Below are 23051 nucleotides of genomic sequence, written 5' to 3'. Positions count from 1 at the left end.
ACCGAAACGCGCGCCGCCGCGACGGCCCGACCCGCTGAACGCCCCCTCGAGCGGTGCCGCGAACGCTGGCGCCACCGCCAGAGCCCCACGCGCCGAACGCCGCCCTCCCGGCAACGCACGCGCCGCCGCCAGAGCCCCACGCCGGTGGCGGTCGAACCCGGTGACCGAGTCACTCCACCGTCAGCGGTGCCACCTTCGCCAGGAACGTCAACGTCTCGGCGAGCGCCTGCTGCGCCTCGGGTCGGTCGAGGTGGAACTGGTACTCGTGCGGCAGGGCGGGGGTGTGATCCGCCGGCCAGAACAGCGTGGTCACATCGACGTCGAGCTGCCGCAGGCGTTGCGCCATCGGGATCCCCTGCAACCAGGTCAGCCCGTCTCCGTTCCCGCCGCTGATGTAGGTCGGCGGAAATCCGGATGCCGCGAAGTCGATCGCCGACATGGTCGCGCCCGAGCTCTCGACCGACCAGTCCTTGGTGCCGGTGTACGCCCACAGCGATGACGAGAATCCCCACCCGATCAGGCCGTTGAGGTCGTCCATCGACCGCAGGTCGTAGATGCCGCAGTTCAACACGACCCCCACGAGCTGCGGCGCCGAGAGCGCCGGTGCGATGTCGAGAAGGTCGGCGTACTCGCTGTCGGTCGTGAGCGCGGTCACCTGGCTGGCGAGCTGCGCGCCCGCCGAGTCCCCGGCCAGCACGATCCGGGCGGGGTCGACGGAGAGATCGTCGCCGTGCGCGTCGATGTAGGCCAGGGCGTCGTTGATCTGGCGCACGGCCGTCGGGTAGACCTGCTCGGGGCCGAGGCTGTAGTTCAGACCGATCGCGGTGTATCCGTGGGTGGCGAGGATGCGCAGGTAGGGATCGACGTTGGCCGACGAGCCGGAGACCCAGGCTCCCCCGTGGATCCAGATGACGGCCGGGCGGCGCTCCCCCTTGTCGGCCGTGGTGAACAGGTCGAGGGTCGTGTCGTCGCCACCCGCACCGTCCTGCGCGTCGCCGTACGGCACGCCGAGTTCGGTGCGCAGCGGTGTGTCGGGCACGTAGCGCTGCATCTCGGCGACGGTGTCGGCGCCGTTCTTCTCGAAGACCGCCCGCACGATCATCGCCGACGGCCACGGGGTGAGCGAGAAGATCGCGGTGACCGCGAGTGCGACACCCACGATGATCGCCGCGGACACGGCGAGACGTCGCCGCCGACGCCGCGGCGTCGGGTACTCGGCATCCGGATGCGGCATCGTTTTCGCTCCCATGGCTCCCCCCTTGCTCAGTGTGGCAGGCGCAGGCGACGTCGTCCGCTCCGCGGCCCGACGACCGCGGGAACAACGGATGCCGCCACCCTCGGGCGACGGCATCCGGGCGTTCGACGAGAGCGTCAGGCTCCGCGCAGACGCTCCGCGAGGTAACCGTGCAGGGCGTCGAGTCCGATGCGCTCCTGGGCCATGGTGTCGCGGTCGCGGACCGTCACGGCGTTGTCGTCGAGCGAGTCGAAGTCGACGGTGACGCAGAACGGGGTGCCGATCTCGTCCTGGCGGCGGTAGCGACGGCCGATGGCGCCGGCGTCGTCGAAGTCGATGTTCCACCCGGCCGCGCGCAGGGTGTCGGCGACCTCGCGCGCCAGCGGAGACAGACGCTCGTTGCGCGAGAGCGGCAGCACGGCGACCTTGACGGGCGCGAGGCGCGGGTCGAGCTTGAGCACCGTGCGGGTGTCGGTACCACCCTTGGCGTTGGGCACCTCTTCTTCGCGGTACGCGTCGACGAGGAACGCCATCATGGCGCGCGTCAGACCGAACGACGGCTCGATGACGTAGGGCGTGTACTTCTCGCCCGAGGCCTGGTCGAAGAACGTGAGCGACTGGCCCGAGGCCTCGGAGTGGCTCTTGAGGTCGTAGTCGGTGCGGTTGGCGACGCCCATGAGCTCGCCCCACTCCTTGCCCGGGAAGCCGAAGCGGTACTCGACGTCGATCGTGCCGGCGGAGTAGTGCGCGCGGTCGTCTTCGGGCACGTCGAACCGCTTCATGTTCTCGGGGTCGATGCCGAGCTCGATGAACCAGTCCCAGCACGCCTCGACCCAGTGCTCGAACCACTCGTTGGCCTCGGCGGGCGGGGTGAAGTACTCGATCTCCATCTGCTCGAACTCGCGCGTGCGGAAGATGAAGTTTCCGGGTGTGATCTCGTTGCGGAACGCCTTGCCGACCTGGCCGACACCGAAGGGGGGCTTGCGGCGGGATGCCGTGAGCACGTTCGAGAAGTTCACGAAGATGCCCTGCGCGGTCTCGGGGCGCAGGAAGTGCAGGCCCGACTCGTCGTCGACGACGCCGAGGTAGGTCTTGACGAGGCCCGAGAACGACTTGGGCTCGGTGTACTGGCCCTTGGTGCCGCAGTTGGGGCACGGCACGTCGGCGAGACCGTTCTCGGCCCTGCGGTTCTTGCGGGCCTCGAAGTCCTCGATGAGGTTGTCGGCGCGGAAGCGCTTGTGGCAGCTGAGGCACTCGACCAGCGGATCGGTGAAGGTGGCGACGTGGCCCGAGGCCTCCCACACGCGCTTGGGCAGGATGATGCTCGAGTCCAGGCCCACCATGTCGCCGCGACCGCGGACGAAGGTCTGCCACCACTGACGGCGGATGTTCTCTTTCAGCTCCGTACCGAGGGGTCCGTAGTCCCAAGCCGAGCGCGAACCGCCGTAGATCTCACCGGCCTGGAACACGAACCCGCGATGGCGGGCGAGGGCGATGACCTTGTCGAGGCGGGACTGTTCGGCCACGGTGGCTCCAATGGTCGCAAAGATGTGGGGATCGGACGCGAGTGCGTGGGGTCCAGTTTATCGAAGCGGGCCGATCTCGCCCGGCCCGTCGGCTCGCGCCCGGTCGCGCTCCTGCCGCCCGCTCTGCGGGGAGGGCCCCGCGACGTTCACGGAGGGGGAGGCGAGGTCGCGGCAGGCGCCTCGGGTGGGGGAACGGAGCCGACGGGCCAGGGCGAGATCGGCCTCGGACATCCCCTGCCGCCCACCGGTCACCGCGTGATCCGCTCGCGGCGCACGGTGAACGCCTCCAGCGCCGCCGCGTCGACCTCGACGCCGAGACCTGCGCCGGTGGGCACCCGCACGTGTCCGTCCTCCAGCACCGCGGGTTCGGTGACGATGTCGCGATCGTAGAAGCGGGCGGATGCCGAGATGTCCCCGGGCAGCGTGAACCCGGGGAGGGCTGCGAGGGCGGCGTTCGCGGCGCGTCCGATTCCGGTCTCGAGCATGCCCCCGCACCACACCGGGATGCCGGCGGCCACCGCGCGGTCGTGGATCGCGACGGCCTCGAGGTAGCCGCCGACGCGGCCCGCCTTGATGTTGAGGATCGCCGCCGACCCCAACGCCAGCGCGTCAGCGGCCGCTTTGTCGGACACGATCGATTCGTCGAGGCACACCGGGGTGCTCAGCCGTTTCGCGAGCGTCGCGTGATCGACCAGGTCGTCCTCCTGCAGGGGTTGCTCGATCAGCAGCAGGTCGAAGCGGTCCAGCTCGGCGAGCAGTTCGGCATCCTGGAGCGTGTAGGCCGAGTTCGCGTCGACCTGCAGCGGGATCCCGCCGAAGGCCGCCCGCACGGCGGCGGTGTCGTCGACGTCGCGGCCGGGTTTGATCTTGATCTTGATGCGCACGTACCCCTCGTCGAGGTATCGGCCGACGGCGTCGACGAGAGCCCGCGGGTCGCGCTGGATGCCGACCGAGACCCCCGAGGGCACCCTGTCGTTCTCGGCGCCGAGGTACTGCGCGAAGCCGCGGCCCTCGGCGCGGAGAGCCGCGTCGATCACGGCGAGCTCGAGACCCGCCTTGGCCATGCGGTGCCCGACCACCCCGTCCAGGATGCCGCTGACGTCCTCGGGCGCGAGAGTGCGGCGCCGGAGCAGCGTCGGGGCGAGGAAGCGGGTGAGGACGTCCCACGCGCCCTGCGTGTACTCGCTGGAGTACGACGGCTCCGACTGCGTGACGACCTCGCCCCACCCGCGCCCGTCGGGCGTCTCGGCCGTGACGACGATGACCTCGCGCACGGTCTCGGTGCCGAACGACGTGGTGAACGGCGATACGAGGGGGATCTGCAGCACGCGGAGCTCCACGGCATCCAGGGTCACGGGGGCGGCGGCGCGGGTGAGGGGCATGGGGGCAGGGTAGCGGGGTCGCGCGCGCACGGTGCCGGAGATCGGCGGTCGGGTGCCGACCGTCCCGCGGGTGGCCCCCGCCCCTCCGCCCGCGTCGCATCCCGCGTATTCCTCCGTCGAGCGTGATCAGGGCCGTCGCCGCGGCATGTGCGCGGGGTGTGCGGGACGCCGTCCGGACACAACGCAGGAAAACCGTCGCCGCCGGACCCGACCCCACCAGAACCACGGCCGAGGCCGCCCGAGTCTCCTGCGTTGTGTCCCGCGCACGCCTCCGGCCCGGCCCCCTCCGGCACGCCCCGGCACGCCCCGGCACGCCCGCGGGCCGCCGGCCGCGGGCCGCGGGCCGCGACCCACCCGGCGGCCGGCCGCGACCGTAACGCCCGCACCGGGCGGTGGCAAGGCCGCCGATGTCGCGGGGGCGCACGCGTACCGTCGGGCGCATGAGCGACGACTTCACCCCCCGCCACGCCATCGTCACCGGCTCCGACTCGGGCATCGGCGCGGCCACCGCCCTCGCCCTCGCCGACGCCGGCATCGACGTCGCGATCACCTACCACTCCGACAAGGACGGTGCCGAAGAGGTCGCCGAGGCGGTGCGTGCCCGCGGCGCCCGCGCGATCGTCTCGCAGTTCGACGCCACGGACTTCGACGCGGTCCCGGATGCCGTCAACGCCATGGCCAACGAGCTCGGCGGCCTCGACGTGTTCGTGAACAACGCCGGCGGCGGAATCGGCGGCTCGTTCCTCGACCTCGACTTCGACACCTGGCGCACCGACATCTCGCTCAACCTCGACGGCGCCTTCCTCGCCCTGCACACGGCCGCCCGCCGCATGGTGAAGGCCGGGAACGGGGGCCGGCTCATCGTCGTCTCGAGTGTCCATGAGCACCAGCCGCGCGTGGGCTCCGCGCCCTACGTCGCCGCGAAGCACGGCGTCGGCGGCCTGATCAAGACGATGGCCCTCGAACTCGGCCAGTACGGCATCACGGCGAACGCGGTCGCCCCCGGTGAGATCGCCACCCCCATCAACGACATGTCGGCGGAGGACGCCGACCGCATCCATCGCCCCGGCATCCCCCTCGGACGCCCCGGCAAGCCCGAGGAGATCGCGGACGTCATCCGCTTCCTCGCCTCGCCGTCGGGCTCGTACGTGACGGGCGCGAGCTGGGTCGTCGACGGCGGGATGCTGCACATGGGCCCGCAGGCGGGCTCGCACATGGAATCGGACGCGTGGCGTTCGGCCGGCGAGGAGTGAGAGCGATGAGCGACGAGAAGAGCTTCGAAGAGAACCGCCACGATCAGCTGACGAGCGCGCCGAAGGCGACGGAGGAAGACGCCGCGCCCCGCTTCGACGTGAGTCACCGTGACGGTGTCACCCGCATCGACGTGCGCGATGACGCGGCCGTCCGCCCGGGTCCCGGTCAGGGCGACCCGGCGTCGGAAGAAGACGTTCCGATCACCGAGCAGTGACCGCGCGGGGGCGAGCAGGCGTCGCTCCCCCGCGCATCACGTGACCATGAGGTAGCCGCGGGTATCGAAGCCGCCGATGCGGCGACCGGATGCCAGCTGCCCGCGCAGGTCGTCGCGCACGCGCCTGCGCCACTCGGCGGCGAGGGTCGGGTCGTCGCGACGGAGAACCTCGATGTCGTCGGGCACGGCCACGACGGCCAGGACCTCGGCATCCGTCGGCGGCGACGCGGGGGGCTCCGCGAGAGGCCACTCGACCAGGAGACGGTCGGACTCGTCGCCGCGATTCACGGCATCCGCCATCTCCCCGTAGTGGTCGACGAGGTACTCGGTCACGCGGGCGCCGAGGACCGCGAGGTTGAAGTAGGCGTTCCTGGCCACCAACGGGTCGAACGTCCAGGTGATGCGTCCGACACCACGATCCAGCGCCCAGGCGCGCTGATGGTCCTTGAGCTGCCGCCCCAGACCTCTCCCCTGGTGGCCGGGCAGGACGCCGGTGATGTGCGAGTGCATCGACCTCTCGGCGGGCGGGCCGAAGAAGGCTGCCGACGCTCCGATCATCCGGTCGCCGTCGAACAGGCCGACGACGTAGTTGCCCGCGTGCTCGAGGGCGCGGAGGATGTTCGCCGGCATCGTGCCCTGCTCGCCCCACACCTCGTCGAGGACTCGGGCGGCTTCATGGATGCCGTCGACGTCGTCCAGGGTGCGGATCACGATCGCGCTCATGCTCCGAGTCTTTCATCGCCGCCCGGCGTCTCGGGTGCCGCTGTCGCGTGACGTTTCGCCTCGTCACCGCGTCCCACTGGCGTATGCGAACGAATGCGTCACCGACGAGAGGACACGACATGGCATCCAGGTTCACGGCCCGCGGCGAGACGTCGTCCGAGGTGCTCCCGTGATGCGCGTCTCATCGTCCCGCGCGCGCCGACCCCGGGGCGTCTATATCGCGACCGGTGTCGGTGCCGCCCTGACGGCGATCATCGCCCTGGCCCTCTACCTGCCGCTCGTGGGCTTCCTCGCCGCGACGACGGCGAGCACAGCCGGCCTCGTGCCGTTCCCCTTCGCCGGCGTCGTCGGAGTGACCCTGCTCGGCCTCGTCGTCGTGGCCGGTGCGCTGCTGCTGGCCGTCACACGGCGCCGTCCGTGGATGTCATGGACCCTTGCGATCATCGCGGTGCTCGTCGCCCTCGCGGTGACGGTGTTCCCCCTCATCGCCGTGGCCGTCGGGTCGGCCGACCGGGCGTCGGACATCGTGCCGCTCCTCATCGATCTCTGGCAGCGGGTCACCGGCGGCTGACCTCGCGCGCGGCGCCGAGGCGTGCCCGGGCGTCAGCGGGGCAGCACGCCGCCCACGTGGCGGATCGTGCGGCCGCGCTCGATGACGATGGCGATCCCGCCGATCACCCACAGGGGCACCTGCGTGAGGAAGGCGAGGCGGAACGCGTCGAGCGAGTAGGTCTCGGGCGTGCCCGCCCCCTGCAGGTCCATCGCGATGCCGATGAAGAGGATCGCCAAGAGGGCCGCGAGGAACCCGCCGCCGTTCACGATGCCGGTGGCGGTGCTGAGGCGGTGGCTGGGGGTGAAGGTGCGGGCGTGGTCGAACGCGATCATCGACGCCGGGCCCCCGGTCGACAGGGCGAACATCAGCACCACCAGCAGCCACACCGGCGCCGGCCCCGGCCAGGCGATCACGACGATCCAGATCACGGCCTGGAACACGACCACCGGCAGCACCAGCCACCGCGAGCGGCGGGTGGGATGGCGGCTCGAGAGCGCACCGATCACGGGTCCGCACACGATGCCGAACAGCACGAGCGTCGTCATGATCAGCGACGCGGTGGCCGGCGCGAGGCCCTCACCGGCGGTGAGGAAGGGGAAGCCCCACAGCAGCATGAACGCCGTACCCGCGAAGGGCGTGGCGAAATGCGACCAGAAGCCCAGGCGTGTGCCCGGATGCGCCCACGACTCGCGGAATCCCTGGCGCAGGTCGGCCGACGACGTCACGACGCGGATCGCGCCGGTCTGCGTGTCGACCGAGGTGTCGACCGGGTCGGCGCGGCGTTCGGGCGGACGGTTGCGGATGATGACATAGGTGAGCACCGCGAAGAGCAGGCCGAGGCCCGCGACGCTGCCGAAGGCGACGCTCCAGCTCGTCGCGTGCAGCAGGGCGGCCAGCGGCACCACGGCGATGATCTGACCGAACTGGCCGATGATGCCCGTCATCTGCACGAGCAGCGGAGCGCGTTGCGCCGGGAACCACGTCGCGATCACGCGCAGCACGCTGGGGAAGATCGCGGCGTCGCCCGCGCCGATGAGCACGCGGGCCAGGATGCCGATCCCCACGGCGTCGGCGAACGCCATGACGAGCTGTCCCACCGCCATCAGGACCATGCCGATCGCGATCACCGGACGCGCACCGAACCGGTCGAGCAGCAGCCCGACGGGGATCTGCATCGCGCCGTAGACGAAGAGCTGGATGACGGCGAACATCGACAGCGCCGACGCGTCCGCATCGAAGCGCACCGCTGCGTCCACCCCGACCGCCGAGAGGGAGGTGCGGTTGACGATCGACACGACGTACGCGAGCAGACCCACGCCCCACAGCGCCCAGGTGCGCCACCCCGGCCGGTCGAGGCGCGGGGGTGAGGTCATGGCATCCAGGCTATCCGGGACCCCCGACACCACGGCGGGGGGACGTTGTCTCGGGGGTCGAGATCGGACGCCGGGGCGTGGAATGTGCACCGGGGTGCGCGCCGACCGCCCCGGTGCACATTCCGTACCCCGGTGCCCCGCTCACCGTCGAAGCCGGCGCTTCGTCGACGGGGGCGAATGGTCGGCGGGCGACACGCGGGCACGGCAGAATGGTCCGATGGTCTCCGCGAGCCCCCATCTGCAGCCCGATCACGCCTGCCTCATCGTGCACGGCAAGGACACCCCCGGCATCATCGCCGCCGTCTCGGCCCTCATCGCGCGGCAGGGCGGCAACGTCGTCGCCTTCGACCAGTACTCCGACCAGCTGCGCGGCGGTGCGTACTTCCAGCGCGTCGTCTTCCACCGCCCCGACCTGCCCGCGGCCATGCCCGAGATCGAGGCAGACCTCGCGAAGACCCTCGGCGACGGTTTCGAGCTCGAATGGAACCTCACCGATCTGTCGACGCCGAAGCGCATGGCGATCCTGTCGTCGAAGCAGGACCACTGTCTGCTCGACCTGCTGTGGCGTCACCGCCGCGGCGACCTGCCCGTCAGCATCTCGATGGTCGTGTCCAACCACACCAGCTCGGCCGACGACGTGCGGTCCTTCGGCGTGCCTTTCTTCCACGTGCCGTCGACGCCCGGGCCCGACAAGTCGGCATCCGAGGCCCGCATCCTCGAGCTGCTCGTCGGCAACGTCGATTTCATCGTGCTGGCGCGGTACATGCAGATCCTCTCGCCCGACTTCCTCGAGAAGATCGGCGTGCCCGTGATCAACATCCACCACTCGTTCCTGCCGGCCTTCATCGGCGCCGAACCCTATAAGAAAGCCAAGGAACGCGGCGTCAAGCTCATCGGCGCCACCTCGCACTACGTCACGAGCGACCTCGACGAGGGCCCGATCATCGAGCAGGACACCGTGCGGGTCACCCACGCCGACTCGGCCGCCGAACTCGCCCGCCGCGGCGCCGACGTCGAGCGTCAGGTGCTCGCGCGCGCGGTGCTGTGGCACGCCGAAGACCGCGTGCTGCGCGACGGCAACCACACGATCGTCTTCTGAGTCAGTGCCGGCGTCCGGCATCCTGCGTCCGGCATCCGGCGTCGGCATCCGGAATCGACGGCCGGGGCGGATGCCGAAACCATAGGTCGCCTACCGGAACCGACGGCGGTCCCGGCGAACATGCGCGCCCAGGCGGTCGGGCCGAGACGACCACGAGCCCTGCCCGACCGAGGACGCATTCGTTCATCGAGACCGCATCCGATGGAAGGTAATCACATGCGGCCTCGACGAGGGATGAATTCGCGACGAACGGATGCCGTTTCGACGTCCCCGGCCGGCCGAGCGCGAGCCCGGCCGACCCGGTGCGGTGTCAGTCGGGGTCGCTCGCGCGGCTGAGCGGACCGGTGCCGCCCCGGGGAGACTGCTTGCGCTGACGCGCGAGCTCGCCGCCGACGCGTCCGCCGTAGGGGCGGCCGTGATCGGCGAACTCGGCGCGGAAATAAGCCAGCCGCCAGTCGCCCAGCTCGATGCGGGCACCGGTGCGGAGGATCCGTCCGCCGCCGTCGCGACCCGGACCCTGCTCGCGCGCCCCGCCGCCGCCGACCACATCGAAGCCGTACAGCACGTACTCGTCGTCGCCCTCGTGGCGGATCTCGGCGTGCACGGGCGCCAGGCCCGGCAGCCGCAGGTCGGCTTCTTCGCCGGACCCGATCACCGTCTTGGTCGGCAACAGGTCGAACTCGCGCGGTCGCGAGCCGTCCCAACTCGCATCGCCGACCGCGAAGATGAGTCGCGGTCGCCCCGAACCGGGCGTGTAGTGCGTCGTGGTGATCCGTCGGCGAACAGTGCGACCGACCGTCGGCACGAGGGGGAAGGGCGTTTCGGGCGGGATCGGGAACGCCAATGCCCGCCCCTTGTTCCGGCGCGTGAGCAGAGGCGTGACGGCCGCGACCGACCCCAGCCGGATGTGACGCGACCCGGTCATCGCCCGCTGCAAAGCGCTCTTCTTGACATCGCCGAGGTGCAGGATCGGACCGTCCGGCCCCTCCAGCTTCACCGAGATGCCTCGGGATGCCAGGGCGTCGGCGACCGTGGACAGCTCGGTGAGCGTTCGCCGGCCGTTGCCGGGCAACCGCGAGGGATCGCTCACGACGATGCGCACCTCGCTCCCCGCGGCCGTGATCGTACCCTCGAACGGCGGGGTGTCGGCATCCTCCCCCTCCTCGTGCTCCGAGAAGGCGAGGTCGATGTCGAGGCGCACCATGATGGCGCCGCCCCTCAGCTGCCGCGGTGCGGGTCGGACCCGGCCGCGGTGTCGTCGCTCGTGGTCACGCGGAGGGTGCCGTTGAGCTTCCACGTCGCGCGGGGCGCGTCGGGACCGATGTCGCGGGGCACCTCGACGGTCATGTCGACGAAGGAGTAGTTGACGGCGGCGCCGCGGCCGGTCAGGTACGACCACATCTCGCGACCGAGGTCGGTCCAGTCGGTGATGGAGTGGCCCTCGGGTCCGCTGGAGTCGGCGAACGGATCGGTGGTGGAAGAGGAGTCAGACATGGCCTCGGAGTCCCTTTCGTTCAAGCTGTTTCGATCGGTGGGCCCCCAGGGTCCCAGCGAGGAGGTGGCGCCCGGGAGGGATTGCGTTCTCGTCGCCGGAGGGGGACGATTACCGACCGTCCCTCCGCGCAGAGCTCGGCGCCCGCGGTGCGCGTTCGCCACGGCACCCCCGACCCGCCGTGGCGCGCGTGGGGACGAGGACGTGAGGGAGGGACGACTCGTGCAGGTCGACGAACGGACGCGACCCGCTGCGCGTCAGTACACGTACTCCATGAGTTCGACCCCGAGCACGCGGAACGCGTCGTGCGCGCGGAGCCGGTGCGCGATCGTGAGGTCGTCGAAGTTGACGATGAGCGCGTAGGCGACTCCCGCGCGGGGACCCCCGAGAACGCCCGCCTCGGCGCGCACCCCCGCCGCGCGGCCGGTCTTGTTGACGAACAGCAACCCGTGCTGGTCGTTCTCGTGCGCGAAGGGGTCGAGTCCGGTGGCGGATGCCACGAGCGACAGATCGTGGTTCAGGCTCAGCCACTCCGCGACCTGCGCGCTCACACCGGGCGAGACGACGGTCGAGTTCACCAGCCCCGCGAACACCTGGGCCATCTCGCGCGCGGTCGAGAGGGCGAGGTGAGGGGCGTCGTCGGGGCCGCGGTCGTCGCGGAACCGATCGAGCAGGGCGGTACGCCGCAGTCCCAGCTGTTCGATCCGCGCGCGCACGGCCTGGAGTCCCACACGGTGCAGCAGCGCGTTGACGGCGAGAGCGTCGCCCGAGGACGCCGCGAGCATGGCGACGTCGATCAGGGGCAGGGCCGGCGCCTTCAGGTGCTGCCACACGCCCCCGTGCGCGGCGCCCTGCACCGCGGCGCGATCGAGGATCTCGAGCGGATCGATGCGCCCGTCCTCGAAGGCCGCGGCCACCTCGACCAGCAGAGGCACGACCCCCAGACCGCCGACCGGGAGGGTGACGAAATCGTCGCCCGCGAGCACCTGCGCTCCCCCGTCGAGGTCGTCGATGCGCACCGAGACCTGGGCACCGGACGCAGCCAGCTCGTCGAGGGCGCGCAACGTCGCCGTGAACGAACGCCTCCCCGCCGCCGCGCGTCGAGGCAGGCGTTTGGGTCCCTTGCGGCCGGCGCCCCGCAGGGCCGGGGCGTCGCGTCGCGACGACGCCACCGGCCCGCCGATGGGATCGGGCAGGGCGGGCTCGGGAACCGGGGGCATGCCCACGAGCGTGGCTCCTTCTTCGTTATGAAGACAACAAACGCGACCTCACCAAATGGTGACGCGCTGGTCGGCGTCCAGCCACAGCGCGTCGCCCTCGGTGACGTCGAAGGCCGCGTAGAACGCGTCGATGTTACGCACGATCTGATTGCACCGGAACTCGTTCGGCGAGTGCGGGTCGATGGTGAGAAGGCGGATGGTCTCGGCATCCCGGCCCTTCTGCTGCCAGATCTGCGCCCAGCTCAGTAGCAGGCGCTGGATCCCGGTGTACCCGTCGACCACGGGTCCCTCACCCTCGGTTTCACCCTGCTCCGCGAGGAACAGGCGGTACGCGGCGATCGCGATGCCCAGACCCCCGAGATCGCCGATGTTCTCACCGATCGTGAGCTCCCCGTTGACGTGGTGCTCGTCGCCGAGGCCCTGCGGCACGAGCGCCTCGTACTGGGCGACGAGGGCCTTCGTGCGCTCCTCGAAGGCCGCGCGGTCGGCATCCGTCCACCAGTCGCGAAGCGACCCGTCGGCGTCGAAGCGGCTGCCCTGATCGTCGAAGCCGTGTCCGATCTCGTGGCCGATGACCGCACCGATCCCGCCGTAGTTGGCGGCGGCGTCGCGATCGGCGTCGAAGAAGGGGTACTGCAGGATCGCCGCGGGGAACACGATCTCGTTCATGAGCGGGTTGTAGTACGCGTTGACAGTCTGCGGGGTCATGTACCACTCGTCGCGGTCGATCGGCTGGCCGACCTTGGCGAGCTGGCGGTCGTGCTCCCACACGTGCGCACGACGGACGTTGCCGACGAGGTCGGTCGGATCGACCTCGACGTCGGAGTAGTCCTTCCACCGCACCGGGTAGCCGATCTTCGGGACGAAGGTGTCGAGCTTGGCGAGCGCACGTTGACGCGTCTCGTCGGTCATCCACTCGAGATCCTGGATCGAGCGGCGGTATGCCTCGATCAGGTCGGCGACGAGGCCGTCCATGGCATCCTTCGCTGCGGGCTTGAAGTGCCGCTCGACGTAGACCTTGCCGATCGCCTCGCCCAGCGCCGCCTCGACCAGGCTCACGCCGCGCTTCCACCGTTCACGGTTGACCGGGACGCCGGTGAGCTGCGTGCCGTAGAACGCGAAGTTCTCGGCCACGAAGTCGTCGGAGAGGAAAGCCGCCGCCGCGTGCACGATCTTGAAGCGCAGCCACGCCTTCCAGTCCTCGAGGCGCCCATCGACGAGCAGCCCGCCGAGCGACCCGACGAAGCTCGGCTGGTACACGACCACCTCGGCGAAGGCATCCTCGTGACCCGGGGCCACCCCCGCCCGCCAGGGCTCGAGGTCGACGCCCGAGAGCGCCACGACGTCGCCCCACGTCTTCAGGTTGTAGGTCTTCACCGAATCGCGGCTGTCCTCCCGCGACCAGTGTGCGGAGGCGATCTCGGTCTCGAGGGCGAAGACACGATCGGCGGATGCCGCGGCCTCGGCTACGCCGGCGAGGTCGAGGATGCGCGCGATGTGCCCGCGGTACGCCTCACGCGTCTCGGCGAAGTTGTCGAGTCGGTAGTAGCTCTCGTCGGGCAGCGAGATGCCGCCCTGGTAGATCACGGGCACGTAGCGCGTGGGGGCGCCCGGGTCGGGCTCGACGAACAGGGTGAGCAGGCCGCTGAGACCGTCGCGCTCGAGCTCTCCGACGAGTCGCAGGAAGGAGGGGATGCCGTCGACGCCGTCGACGCGCCCGAGCTGCGGCGCCAGCGGCTCGCGGCCGAGGGTCTGGATGCGCTCGGTGTCCATGAAGCTCGCGAACAGGTCGCCGATCTTGCGGGCCTCGGTGCCCGGCTCGGCGTGCTGCGACTCCTGGACGATGGTGCGGACGTCGGCCTCGGCCTGCTCGGCGATGAGGTGGAACGAGCCCCAGCGGGCCTTGTCGTCGGGGATCTCGGTGCGCTCCAGCCAACGGCCGTTCACGTGGCGGAACAGGTCGTCCTGGGGGCGGATCTCGTCGCTGAGCTCGTCGAGCGCGAGACCGGAGGAGCGGGGGATGTCGGTCATGCAGACAGGATAAAGGCCGGTTCTCTGTGCCGGCTCCGAACCCGCGGCGGGTGGGTCCGGTTCGGTGTCGGGGGTGCGTCCTAGGCTCGGGGAGTGACGACATCGCCGCCCGAGACGCTGAACCGCTCCATTCTGCGGCTCGCCGTTCCGGCACTCGGCGCGCTCATCGCCGAGCCGTTGTTCCTCATCGTCGACGCCGCGATGATCGGGCACCTCGGCGTCGCTCCGTTGGCGGGCCTCGGCATCGCCGGGGCGGTGCTGCACACGATCGTCGGGCTCATGGTGTTCCTCGCGTACGCGACCACCCCGGCCGTCGCCCGGCGGTTCGGTGCGGGCGAACCGGGTCGCGCCGTGTCGGTGGGCATCGACGGCATGTGGTTGGCCCTCGCGCTCGGTGCGGTGCTCGCCGCGGTGGGGTCGATCCTGTCCCCGCTGGTCGTCGACGTGTTCGGTGCCGCGCCCGACGTGGCCGAGAACGCCCGCACCTATCTGACGATCTCGATGTGGGGCCTTCCCGCGATGCTGATCGTCTTCGCCGCGACCGGCCTCTTGCGCGGCATGCAGAACACCGTGACGCCGCTGTGGATCGCGGGTCTCGGCTTCGGCGCGAACGCGGCCTTGAACGCCCTGTTCATCTACGGCTTCGGGTGGGGCATCGCCGGCTCCGCCGTGGGCACGGTCGCAGCCCAGTGGGGCATGGTGGGCGCCTACGTCCTGGTCGTGCGGCGCCTCGCGCGTCTGCACGCGGCGTCCGTGCGTCCGCAACGCGAGGGCCTCGGAGGAACCGTGCGGTCGGGCGGCTGGCTCTTCCTCCGCACGGTCAGCCTGCGCGCGGCCTTCCTCGCGACCGTCACCGTGGCCACCGGTCTCGGTTCGGCCGAGCTGGCGGGCTGGCAGATCGCGTTCACCATCTTCTCGACGGCCGCCTTCGCGCTCGACGCCCTGGCGATCGCCGCTCAAGCGCTGATCGGGCGCGCCCTCGGCGCCGGCGACATCGACACGGTCGGACGCGTCCTCGCTCGCACGAGCGCGTGGGGCGTGTGGTTCGGTGTGGCGGTCGGGGGCGTGGTCGCGGCGTCATCGGCCGTGATCGGCCTCGTCTTCACGGGGGATGCCGAGATCGCCGCGCTCATCCAGCCGGCGCTGCTCGTGCTCGCGGTGGCGCAGCCGCTCGCGGCGTTCGTCTTCGTGCTCGACGGCGTGCTCATCGGCGCGGGCGACGCGCGCTACCTCGCCCTCGCCGGCGTGCTGAACCTCGTGCCGTACGTGCCCGCGCTCGTGCTCGTCGGCATGTTCGCCGGGGGTGGCGCGGCGGGTCTCGCGTGGGTGGCCGCGGCGTTCTTCGGCGTCTACATGCTCGCGAGGGCGCTCACGCTGGGCCTGCGGGTGCGCGGGAAGGCCTGGATGACGGCCGGCGGTTGAGCCCTCACACGAGCGAGGCCCGTGAGCCCGTCGACGGGACCGGACGCTCGCACGCGCCACGGCTCATGCCCAGCGGCGGCACCACTCGTACATGATCACAGCCGCCGCCGAGGCCGCGTTGATCGAACGCGTCGAGCCGTACTGCGTGATCTCGACCACCCCGGAGGCTGCGGCGATCGCCTCGGGCGACAACCCCGGCCCCTCCTGTCCGAACAGCAGCACGCAGGCCTCGGGCAGATCCGCCCGGTCCACGGGCACCGATCCCTCGACGTTGTCGACGGCGATCACGGGCAGACCCGCCTCGCGCGCCCACGCGGCGAAGGCCGCGACGTCTTCGTGGTGGCGCACGTGCTGGTACCGGTCGGTCACCATGGCCCCGCGGCGGTTCCAGCGGCGCTTGCCCACGATGTGCACTTCGGCGGCGAGGAAGGCGTTGGCGCTGCGCACGATCGAGCCGATGTTGAGGTCGTGCTGCCAGTTCTCGATGGCGACGTGGAACGGATGCCGCTGGGCGTCGAGGTCGGCGACGATCGCCTCCATCGTCCAGTAGCGGTAAGCGTCGACCACGTTGCGGGTGTCGCCGTTCGCGAGCAGTTCGGGGTCGTAGCGCGGACCGTCCGGCCAGTGCGCGGGTCCCCCCGGCCAAGGGCCGACACCGTGCGTCGGCGACGGGTCGGTACGCGCCGCGGCGGCCTCGTCGCCGCCCGGCGCCGGCGTGGGCTCGTCGGCATCCGTCACCTCTCCAGGCTACCCGGGCGGGCGGTACGCCCCGCGGACCGGCGCGGGGGCCCGCGGACCGGGGCGCCGCGTGGCCCCGCGGGCCGGGGGCCTGAGCCGGACCCGCGGGCCGGGGCGGGCGCGGACCCACAGGCCCGAAGGTGGTTCGGGGAAGGGAGGACGGATTCCGCGAACCCGGTCGTCCGCTCCCCGGATGTCCTCTCGACGCGGACCACGGGGCAACTCGTCCTCTCACTTTTCGGCCACCCGAAATCCTGGTAACTTTTCGGCATGCCGAAAACAGCGAGTGCCGTGGACCGCCGCCACGCGCCGGGGCGCGCCCTCTGGCTCCTCGGCCCCGCGATGGTCGCCGGCGTCGCCTACCTCGACCCGGGCAACGTCGCCAGCAACATGACCGCCGGCGCCGCGTTCGGCTACCTGCTGGTGTGGGTCGTCGTGCTCGGCAACGTCATGGCCTGGTTGATCCAATACCTCTCGGCGAAGCTCGGCATCGTCACCGGCGAGAGCCTGCCCCAGGTGCTCGGTCGCCGCATCCGCCGGCCGTGGGCGCGACGCGCGTACTGGCTGCAGGCCGAGCTCGTCGCGATGGCCACCGACGTCGCCGAGGTCATCGGCGGAGCCGTGGCGCTGTACCTGCTCTTCGGTGTCCCTCTGCTGTGGGGCGGCGCGATCACGGGAGTGGTGTCGATGGGCCTGCTGCTCGTGCAGACGCGGCGGGGCGCCCGGGCGTTCGAGACGGTGCTGATCGGACTGCTCGTCGTCATCGCGGTGGGCTTCTCGTTCGGCCTCTTCTTCGCCCCACCCGCACCCGACGGCGTCATCGGCGGGCTCGTTCCGCGCTTCGAGGGCACGGAGTCGGTGCTGCTCGCGGCATCCATCCTCGGCGCGACGATCATGCCGCACGCCATCTATGCGCACTCGGCGCTGGCCCGCGACCGGTTCGCCCCGACGAGCGGCTTCGAGGCCGCTCCCGTTCTCGCACCGTCGGTCACCGCCTCCTCACGCGCGACATCGGATGCCACCTCGTCCGGGCCCCGCATGCCGGACGCCGACGCCGCCTCTCGACCGTCGACACGGGCCGCGGCGCCGATGGCGCCGACCACGACCGCGACCGCTGCCGCTGCCGCTGCCGCTGCCGACCCGATCGACGCCGCGCACTCCCGCCTCGAGAACGCCCGCGGCATCTCCACCCCGCGCTTGCTGCGCGCGACCCGCTGGGACGTCACCATCGCCCTCGCCGTCGCCGGCACGGTCAACCTCGCGATCCTGCTGCTGGCGGCGGCGAACCTCGCCGGCGTCGACGGCACCGACAGCCTCGAGGGTGCCTACGCCGCACTCCGCGAGGGTCTCGGTCCCGTGGTCGCGACGCTCTTCGCGGTAGGCCTGCTCGCCAGCGGCCTCGCCTCGACCTCCGTCGGCGCCTATGCGGGCGCCGAGATCATGCACGGGCTCCTCCGCACGCGGATTCCCCTCGTGGTGCGCCGGCTCGTCACGCTCGTGCCGGCGCTCGTGATCCTCGCCCTGGGCGTCGATCCGACCCTCGCGCTCGTGCTCAGCCAGGTGGTGCTGTCGTTCGGCATCCCGTTCGCGCTCGTCCCCCTCGTCGTGCTCACCGCCCGGGCCACGGTGCTCGGCACCTACCGCAACCGCATGCTGACGACCGTCGCCGGGGTCGTGGCATCCGTGTTCCTCATCACCCTCAACGTCGTGCTCCTGTGGCTGGTGTTCACGGGCGGATAGGCTGACGGCGTGGAATCGCCCGTATCCGACGACTACCTCAAGGCGATCTACCACCACACCGAGTGGCAGGACACACCGATCACGCCCTCGCAGCTGGCCGGCGTGCTGGGTCTCGCCCCCTCGAGCGTGACCGAGATGGTGAAGAAGCTTGCCGCGCAAGGGCTCGTCACCCACCGCCCCTACGGGCCCGTCTCGCTGACCACCGCGGGCGCTCGTCGTGCGGCCGGTGTCATCCGTCGCCACCGGCTCATCGAGACGTGGCTCGTGCGCGAGTTCGACTATGCGTGGGACGAGGTGCACGACGAAGCCGAGGTGCTCGAGCACGCGCTGAGCGAGCGCCTGCTCGAGGGCATCGACGAACGCCTGGGGCGGCCGCGGTTCGACCCGCACGGCGACGCGATCCCGGATGCCGAAGGCGTGGTGCACCGCGAACCCTTCGTGCTGCTGACCGAAGCGCCCACCGGCCACGCCGGACGCGTGCTGCGCGTGAGCGACCGCGATCCCGAGCTGCTGCGCGCGCTCGTCGAACGCCGCATCGACGTGGGGCACGAGCTCGAGGTCGTGTCCGACGAGGTCGTTCGCGCCGACGGTGTCGAGGTGACCCTTCCCGTGGGGGCGGGCGGGTCGGTCTGGCTGACGGCCTGAGCGCCGCCGCGGCGCGGCGTCCGGGACGGGTGCAGCCGGTCGGTCTGGCTGACGGCTTGACCGCCGCCTCGGCGGGGCACCCGGCCGGACGTCAACCGGACGGCGTCGATGCGCCTCGGCCAGCCGGTGCGGGGTGGAACCACCGTCGAGAGCCCGCGGGCACCCAGATCGCGATGATCACGGCCACCGCCGCGACGAGCGCTACCGTGAGCACCGGGTCGAGCTCGGTGAGGATCATGGCCACGGCCTGCAGCACGCCGAGCAGCGCGAGATACGCGGTGAGCAGGTTGCGCGCGAGCGCACTGCCGCGCGAGAGGGCGGATCCGCCCGCGACGGTGAGCAGCCCCAGAAGCACGGTCGCCGCGCCGACGAGCGAGGTGGGGAGCACGAGATCGTCCGGCACCCCGTAGCGGGCGAGCAGCACGACGATGCCCAGCGCGGTGTTGATGAAGCCGCCGACGTACACGAGCACGATCGCCGCCGAGACGGCCGAGGGCCGCCGCCGCGCGGAGGTGGCGGTCGCGTCATCGATCTCGTCGGGCCGGCCACCCGATCGGGCGACGAGTGAACGCCGCACGAAGCGGCGGTGCGCGAAACGGACGACCTCGATCGCGCCGATGGCCACGACGACGACCACCGTGATGACCGCCGCGCCGTCTTCGCCCGGATCCCGCAGCTGGAAGAACTCCCCCAGCGCCGGCACCGTGAAGATCGCGGTCAGGGCGATGAACATCGCACCGATGACGAGCACCTTCACCCGCGTCACCGGTCGCGACAGCACGGTGAGCACCCAGATCGCCACGATCGCGAGGATGATGGTCGCCCCGGTACGCAGTTGTTCGACGCTGAGACCGATACTCATCGCGACGCGGGTGTACAGCGTGAGCGAGACGGCGATGACGAGCCCGGCCGGGATCGCGAAGCTCAACGATCGCCTGAGGAACCCCGGCACGTAGCGCTGCGTGTTCGGCAGCAACGCCAGGAAGAACGCGGGGATGCCGATGGTCAGGCCGTCGGTGATCGACAGCTGCCGTGGGAGGAAAGGGAACTCCATCACGAGCGCTCCGAAGAGCACGGCGAGGCCCGTCGCGTACACGGTCTTGGTCAGGAAGAGCATCGAGACGCGCTCGATGTTGGCGATGACCTGGCGCCCCTCGGCCACCACCGAGGGCAGGTGCGAGAAGCGTCCGTCGAGCAGCACGAGACGGGCGACCGCCTTGGTGGCCGCGGCACCCGAGTTCATGGCGATGCCGATGTCGGCCGTCTTGATGGCCAGAGCGTCGTTGACCCCGTCGCCGGTCATGGCCACGACGTGACCGCGCGCTTGGAGCGCGGTGACCATGCGTCTCTTCTGGTCGGGCGTGACGCGACCGAAGACGTTGTGCTGCTCGAGCACGAGACCGAGCTCGGCGTCGTCCTCGGGCAGGCGCCGCGCGTCGTAGCCCTCGTCGACCTCGAGTCCCACCTCGCGGGCGATCGCGGCGACGGTGCGCGGGTTGTCGCCCGAGATGACGCGCACGCCGACGCCCTGCTCCCGGAAGTACGCCAGCGCGTCGGCGGCGTCGGGTCGCACGGCCTCGACGAACGTCAGAACGGCGACGGCGACGGGGGCCGCGGGCAGCCGCTCCTCCTCGACGTCGATGTCGTCGAGGGCTGCGCCGGAGTGAGCGAGCACGAGCGTGCGACGGCCGGATGACGCCAGCCGCGTGACGGCGGCACCCAACTCGCTGCTCGCGTCGGCGGCGAGATCGCCGAACACCATCTCGGGCGCGCCGAGGATCCAGGTGCCTCCGGATGCGAACGACACCGCGCTCCACTTGCGCGCCGACGAGAAGGGGATGCGCCGCGCCGCCTCGATCGGCTCATCGAGGGGAAACGGTTCGCGCAGACACTTCGCGGTGGCGTTCGCATCCGCCGCGGCGCCGTACCAGGCGAGGGCGGTACGCCACCCGGCGCTCTCCTCGAGGGTCAGCACGTCGTCGAAGCGGATCTCACCCGCCGTGAGCGTGCCGGTCTTGTCGAGGCAGATGACGTCGACGCGGGCGAGACCCTCGACCGCGGGCAATTCGTTGACGAGCACCTTCTGCCCCGCCAATCGCGCGGCACCCACGGCGAAGGCGATCGAGGTCATCAGCACGAGTCCGAGCGGGATCATCGCGGTCAACGACGCGATCGTGTTCACCACCGCCTGTTGCCAGGTGCCCTGCTGCCACGCCTGCACCCACCCGCCGGCGACCATCATCTGCGCGTTCAGCACGAGCAGCCCGATCGGGCCGATCCCCCAGCCGACCCACTTCAGCACGCGGTCGACCGAGGTGCGCAGCTCGCTCGACACCAGCTGGAAGCGCTTCGCCTCCGCGGCGAAGGTGTTCGCGTAGGACTCGGAGCCGACTCTCACGACGCGGGCCGTTCCCTCGCCGGCGACGACGATCGATCCCGACAGCGCTTCATCTTCGGGGCGCTTGTCGACGGCATCCGATTCGCCGGTCAGCATCGATTCGTCGATCTGAAGCCCCCGCGAGTCGACCACGACCGCATCGGCGGGCACCTGATCGCCCGCTCGAAGGACGAGCAGGTCGTCTCGCACGACGTCGGGAGGCGCGATCTCGGTGTCGACGCCCTCGCGACGCACTCGGGCACGAGGGGCGTTCAACAGCGCCAGCCGATCGAGGGCCGCCTTCGCGCGGAACTCCTGCACGCAGCCGATCACCGCGTTCGACAGGGCGGCCACGCCGAAAAGGGCGTCCTGCCAGCGCCCCAGCAGCAGCAGTACGAGGAAGCACGCCGCGACGATGGCGTTGAAGAGCGTGAAGACGTTGGCCCGCACGATGTTCCACGCGCTGCGACTGCTGTCGGCGCTGAAGGCGTTGGTCTGCCCGGCGGCGACCCGTTCGGCGACGTCGGCGGCGCTCAGGCCGCGGAGGTCGGCGGAATCGATGCTGTCGGCTGTCGCCTGGTCCATGCGATCACTGTAGGGCTCAGCGCCGACATCGACAGGGGGGATCAGGATGCCGCTCGCCGGGCCCGATCGAAGGCCCAGCGCACATGGGTCGCGGTCTCGCACTCCCGCCAGAGCTCGGCCCCGAGCTCGCTGCGCAGGGTGCGCCGCGCCGGGGTGGCCACGCGCGGCTCGCCGCGGGCGACGAGCGCGGGGCCGTACATCTCCCCACCCTCGGCGAGGGGGTCGACCACCGCACGGACGAGCGCCCAGGCGCCCTGCTCCTTCGACTGCGTGATCGGGGCCTGCAGGTTGTCGAGGAAGCGGGTGAGCCGGCTCGGCTCGTTGACGCCGCGCACCCCGCGGGTGCGTCCGCTGGTCGAGTAGCCGGGATGCGCCACCAGGCTCTGCACCGGGACGCCGTGCGCGCGCAGACGCCTGTCGGCCTCGAGCGCGAGCGCCGTGGTCGCCGCTTTCGACTGTACGTACGCGCGCCACGGTGTGTAGCCCTCGGTGAGCTCGGGATCGGTGGGCAGATGGCCCCAGATCGAGGTCGACATGCTGCCCACCCACACCATGCGACCGCGGGCGGCGGCGAGAGGCTTGAGCAGCTCACCGGCGAGTGCGAAGTGGCCGAGCACGTTGGTCGCGAACACCAGTTCGTGCCCGCCCGCGGTCTCGCGCTGCTTCGGCGGGTGCACGACACCGGCGTTCAGGAGGAGACCGTCGAGCCGCCCGCGCGCGCGGGCGGTCGCCGCAGCCGCGCGCACCGACCCCATGTTGCTGGTGTCGAGCAGCAGCGTCTCGATCGCGGCATCCGGATGCGACCGCTTCACCGCCGACTTCGCCGCGGCGAGCCGGTTCGGGTTCCGCCCCGTGAGGAGCACGCGCGCCCCGGCGCCGGCGAGCTGCTCGCAGGCGAAATAGCCGAGCCCCCGCGTCGCGCCGGTGACGAGATACGACCGCCCCGACAGGTCGGGGAGGTTCTGAGGATCCCACTCGGTGCGCGCCACCCTACGACCCTAACGAGATCGTCCTCCGCCGTCACGGGCTCATTCCATTTCCGGCATATCGCCGTCCGGGAAAATTTCCCGACCGATGCGTGACGAATCGGCGACTCCGCACGTCCCCTCTACGAGCACGTGCTCCGTCGGGACGAGATCGGTCGCCGCCGACGCCGACATTTCGAGAAGGAGTCAGATCATGGGTCTGGACGACAAGATCAAGAACGCCGCTCAGGACATCGTGGGCAAGGCGAAGGAGACGATCGGGAACGCCACCGACAACGACAAGCTCGTCGCCGAGGGCAAGGCCGACCAGGTGAAGGCGGACGCCAAGAAGGCCGGCGAGAACGTCAAGGACACCTTCAAGTAAGGCACCTCCGGCGCGGACGGGCGGGTCACGGCTTTCGAGCCGGGCCCGCCCTCGTTCGTTCGTTCATAGGGTGTGTCGGAGGCCGGGGTTAGG

The 23051-nt window shown here is 71.0% G+C and carries 20 protein-coding genes; 8 read left to right on the top strand and 12 right to left on the bottom strand.

Going from position 1 to position 23051, the window contains the following annotated elements:
* Positions 1-169: 169 nt before the first annotated feature.
* The 3 genes from FHS07_RS07400 to menC form a co-directional block, all read right to left on the bottom strand.
* Positions 170-1249 carry an alpha/beta hydrolase gene (locus FHS07_RS07400; protein WP_246383140.1) on the bottom strand — a complete coding sequence of 360 codons (1080 nt, stop codon included), beginning with the start codon at positions 1247-1249 and terminating at the stop codon, positions 170-172.
* A gap of 122 nt (positions 1250-1371) precedes the next feature.
* Positions 1372-2760: a glycine--tRNA ligase gene (locus tag FHS07_RS07395; protein ID WP_183419166.1), complete on the bottom strand. Its 1389-nt coding sequence runs from the start codon at positions 2758-2760 to the stop codon at positions 1372-1374.
* A 248-nt stretch (positions 2761-3008) separates the two neighbouring features.
* Complete coding sequence (gene menC / locus FHS07_RS07390; RefSeq protein ID WP_183419165.1) at positions 3009-4142, bottom strand: o-succinylbenzoate synthase; 1134 nt, start codon at positions 4140-4142, stop codon at positions 3009-3011.
* A 440-nt stretch (positions 4143-4582) separates the two neighbouring features.
* On the opposite strand from menC, the gene FHS07_RS07385 reads away from it, so the two are divergent.
* On the top strand, positions 4583-5395 hold the full coding sequence (locus FHS07_RS07385; RefSeq protein ID WP_183419164.1) for an SDR family oxidoreductase: 813 nt from the start codon (positions 4583-4585) through the stop codon (positions 5393-5395).
* Positions 5396-5400: 5 nt separating this feature from the next.
* Positions 5401-5610, top strand: a complete 210-nt coding sequence (locus FHS07_RS07380; protein ID WP_183419163.1) for a multidrug transporter — start codon at positions 5401-5403, stop codon at positions 5608-5610.
* Positions 5611-5646: 36 nt separating this feature from the next.
* On the opposite strand, the gene FHS07_RS07375 is transcribed toward FHS07_RS07380, so the two are convergent.
* Entirely contained in the window at positions 5647-6333 is a 687-nt protein-coding gene (locus FHS07_RS07375) for a GNAT family N-acetyltransferase (RefSeq protein ID WP_183419162.1), read from the bottom strand.
* A gap of 172 nt (positions 6334-6505) precedes the next feature.
* Here FHS07_RS07375 and FHS07_RS07370 point away from each other — a divergent pair, with 172 nt between their 5' ends.
* Positions 6506-6904 (top strand): MFS transporter permease, encoded by a 399-nt coding sequence (locus FHS07_RS07370; RefSeq protein ID WP_183419161.1) that lies wholly within the window; start codon positions 6506-6508, stop codon positions 6902-6904.
* A 32-nt stretch (positions 6905-6936) separates the two neighbouring features.
* Here the strand turns inward: FHS07_RS07370 and FHS07_RS07365 are convergent, their stop codons facing one another.
* Positions 6937-8259 (bottom strand): MFS transporter, encoded by a 1323-nt coding sequence (locus FHS07_RS07365; RefSeq protein ID WP_183419160.1) that lies wholly within the window; start codon positions 8257-8259, stop codon positions 6937-6939.
* A 217-nt stretch (positions 8260-8476) separates the two neighbouring features.
* Here FHS07_RS07365 and purU point away from each other — a divergent pair, with 217 nt between their 5' ends.
* A complete protein-coding gene (gene purU / locus FHS07_RS07360) occupies positions 8477-9358 on the top strand; it encodes a formyltetrahydrofolate deformylase (RefSeq protein WP_183419159.1) in 882 nt (293 codons plus the stop codon).
* A gap of 310 nt (positions 9359-9668) precedes the next feature.
* On the opposite strand, the gene FHS07_RS07355 is transcribed toward purU, so the two are convergent.
* The 4 genes from FHS07_RS07355 to FHS07_RS07340 all read right to left on the bottom strand — a co-directional run bounded on the left by FHS07_RS07355 (position 9669) and on the right by FHS07_RS07340 (position 14101).
* Complete coding sequence (locus tag FHS07_RS07355) at positions 9669-10562, bottom strand: FHA domain-containing protein (RefSeq protein WP_246383138.1); 894 nt, start codon at positions 10560-10562, stop codon at positions 9669-9671.
* Positions 10563-10576: 14 nt separating this feature from the next.
* Positions 10577-10852: a hypothetical protein gene (locus FHS07_RS07350; protein ID WP_183419158.1), complete on the bottom strand. Its 276-nt coding sequence runs from the start codon at positions 10850-10852 to the stop codon at positions 10577-10579.
* A gap of 255 nt (positions 10853-11107) precedes the next feature.
* A complete protein-coding gene (locus tag FHS07_RS07345) occupies positions 11108-12076 on the bottom strand; it encodes a serine hydrolase (protein WP_343054636.1) in 969 nt (322 codons plus the stop codon).
* Positions 12077-12118: 42 nt separating this feature from the next.
* On the bottom strand, positions 12119-14101 hold the full coding sequence (locus FHS07_RS07340; RefSeq protein ID WP_183419156.1) for a M13 family metallopeptidase: 1983 nt from the start codon (positions 14099-14101) through the stop codon (positions 12119-12121).
* Between the two features lie 93 nt (positions 14102-14194).
* Between FHS07_RS07340 and FHS07_RS07335 the strand changes: the two genes are divergently transcribed.
* On the top strand, positions 14195-15523 hold the full coding sequence (locus FHS07_RS07335; protein WP_183419155.1) for an MATE family efflux transporter: 1329 nt from the start codon (positions 14195-14197) through the stop codon (positions 15521-15523).
* A 63-nt stretch (positions 15524-15586) separates the two neighbouring features.
* Here the strand turns inward: FHS07_RS07335 and FHS07_RS07330 are convergent, their stop codons facing one another.
* Positions 15587-16261 (bottom strand): TrmH family RNA methyltransferase, encoded by a 675-nt coding sequence (locus FHS07_RS07330; protein WP_183419154.1) that lies wholly within the window; start codon positions 16259-16261, stop codon positions 15587-15589.
* 270 nt (positions 16262-16531) lie between these two features.
* On the opposite strand from FHS07_RS07330, the gene FHS07_RS07325 reads away from it, so the two are divergent.
* Together FHS07_RS07325 and FHS07_RS07320 are read left to right on the top strand one after the other, a co-directional pair.
* A complete protein-coding gene (locus tag FHS07_RS07325; protein ID WP_183419153.1) occupies positions 16532-18001 on the top strand; it encodes an Nramp family divalent metal transporter in 1470 nt (489 codons plus the stop codon).
* A gap of 9 nt (positions 18002-18010) precedes the next feature.
* Complete coding sequence (locus FHS07_RS07320; protein WP_183419152.1) at positions 18011-18646, top strand: iron dependent repressor, metal binding and dimerization domain protein; 636 nt, start codon at positions 18011-18013, stop codon at positions 18644-18646.
* 91 nt (positions 18647-18737) lie between these two features.
* Here the strand turns inward: FHS07_RS07320 and FHS07_RS07315 are convergent, their stop codons facing one another.
* Positions 18738-21608 carry an HAD-IC family P-type ATPase gene (locus tag FHS07_RS07315; protein WP_183419151.1) on the bottom strand — a complete coding sequence of 957 codons (2871 nt, stop codon included), beginning with the start codon at positions 21606-21608 and terminating at the stop codon, positions 18738-18740.
* Positions 21609-21649: 41 nt separating this feature from the next.
* On the bottom strand, positions 21650-22597 hold the full coding sequence (locus tag FHS07_RS07310; protein WP_183419150.1) for an SDR family NAD(P)-dependent oxidoreductase: 948 nt from the start codon (positions 22595-22597) through the stop codon (positions 21650-21652).
* 190 nt (positions 22598-22787) lie between these two features.
* Between FHS07_RS07310 and FHS07_RS07305 the strand changes: the two genes are divergently transcribed.
* Positions 22788-22958, top strand: a complete 171-nt coding sequence (locus tag FHS07_RS07305) for a CsbD family protein (protein WP_055951934.1) — start codon at positions 22788-22790, stop codon at positions 22956-22958.
* Positions 22959-23051: the final 93 nt, after the last annotated feature.

Source organism: Microbacterium proteolyticum, from assembly GCF_014192415.1.
Lineage (GTDB): Bacteria > Actinomycetota > Actinomycetes > Actinomycetales > Microbacteriaceae > Microbacterium > Microbacterium proteolyticum.
This window is presented reverse-complemented; position numbering and strand designations above follow the sequence as displayed.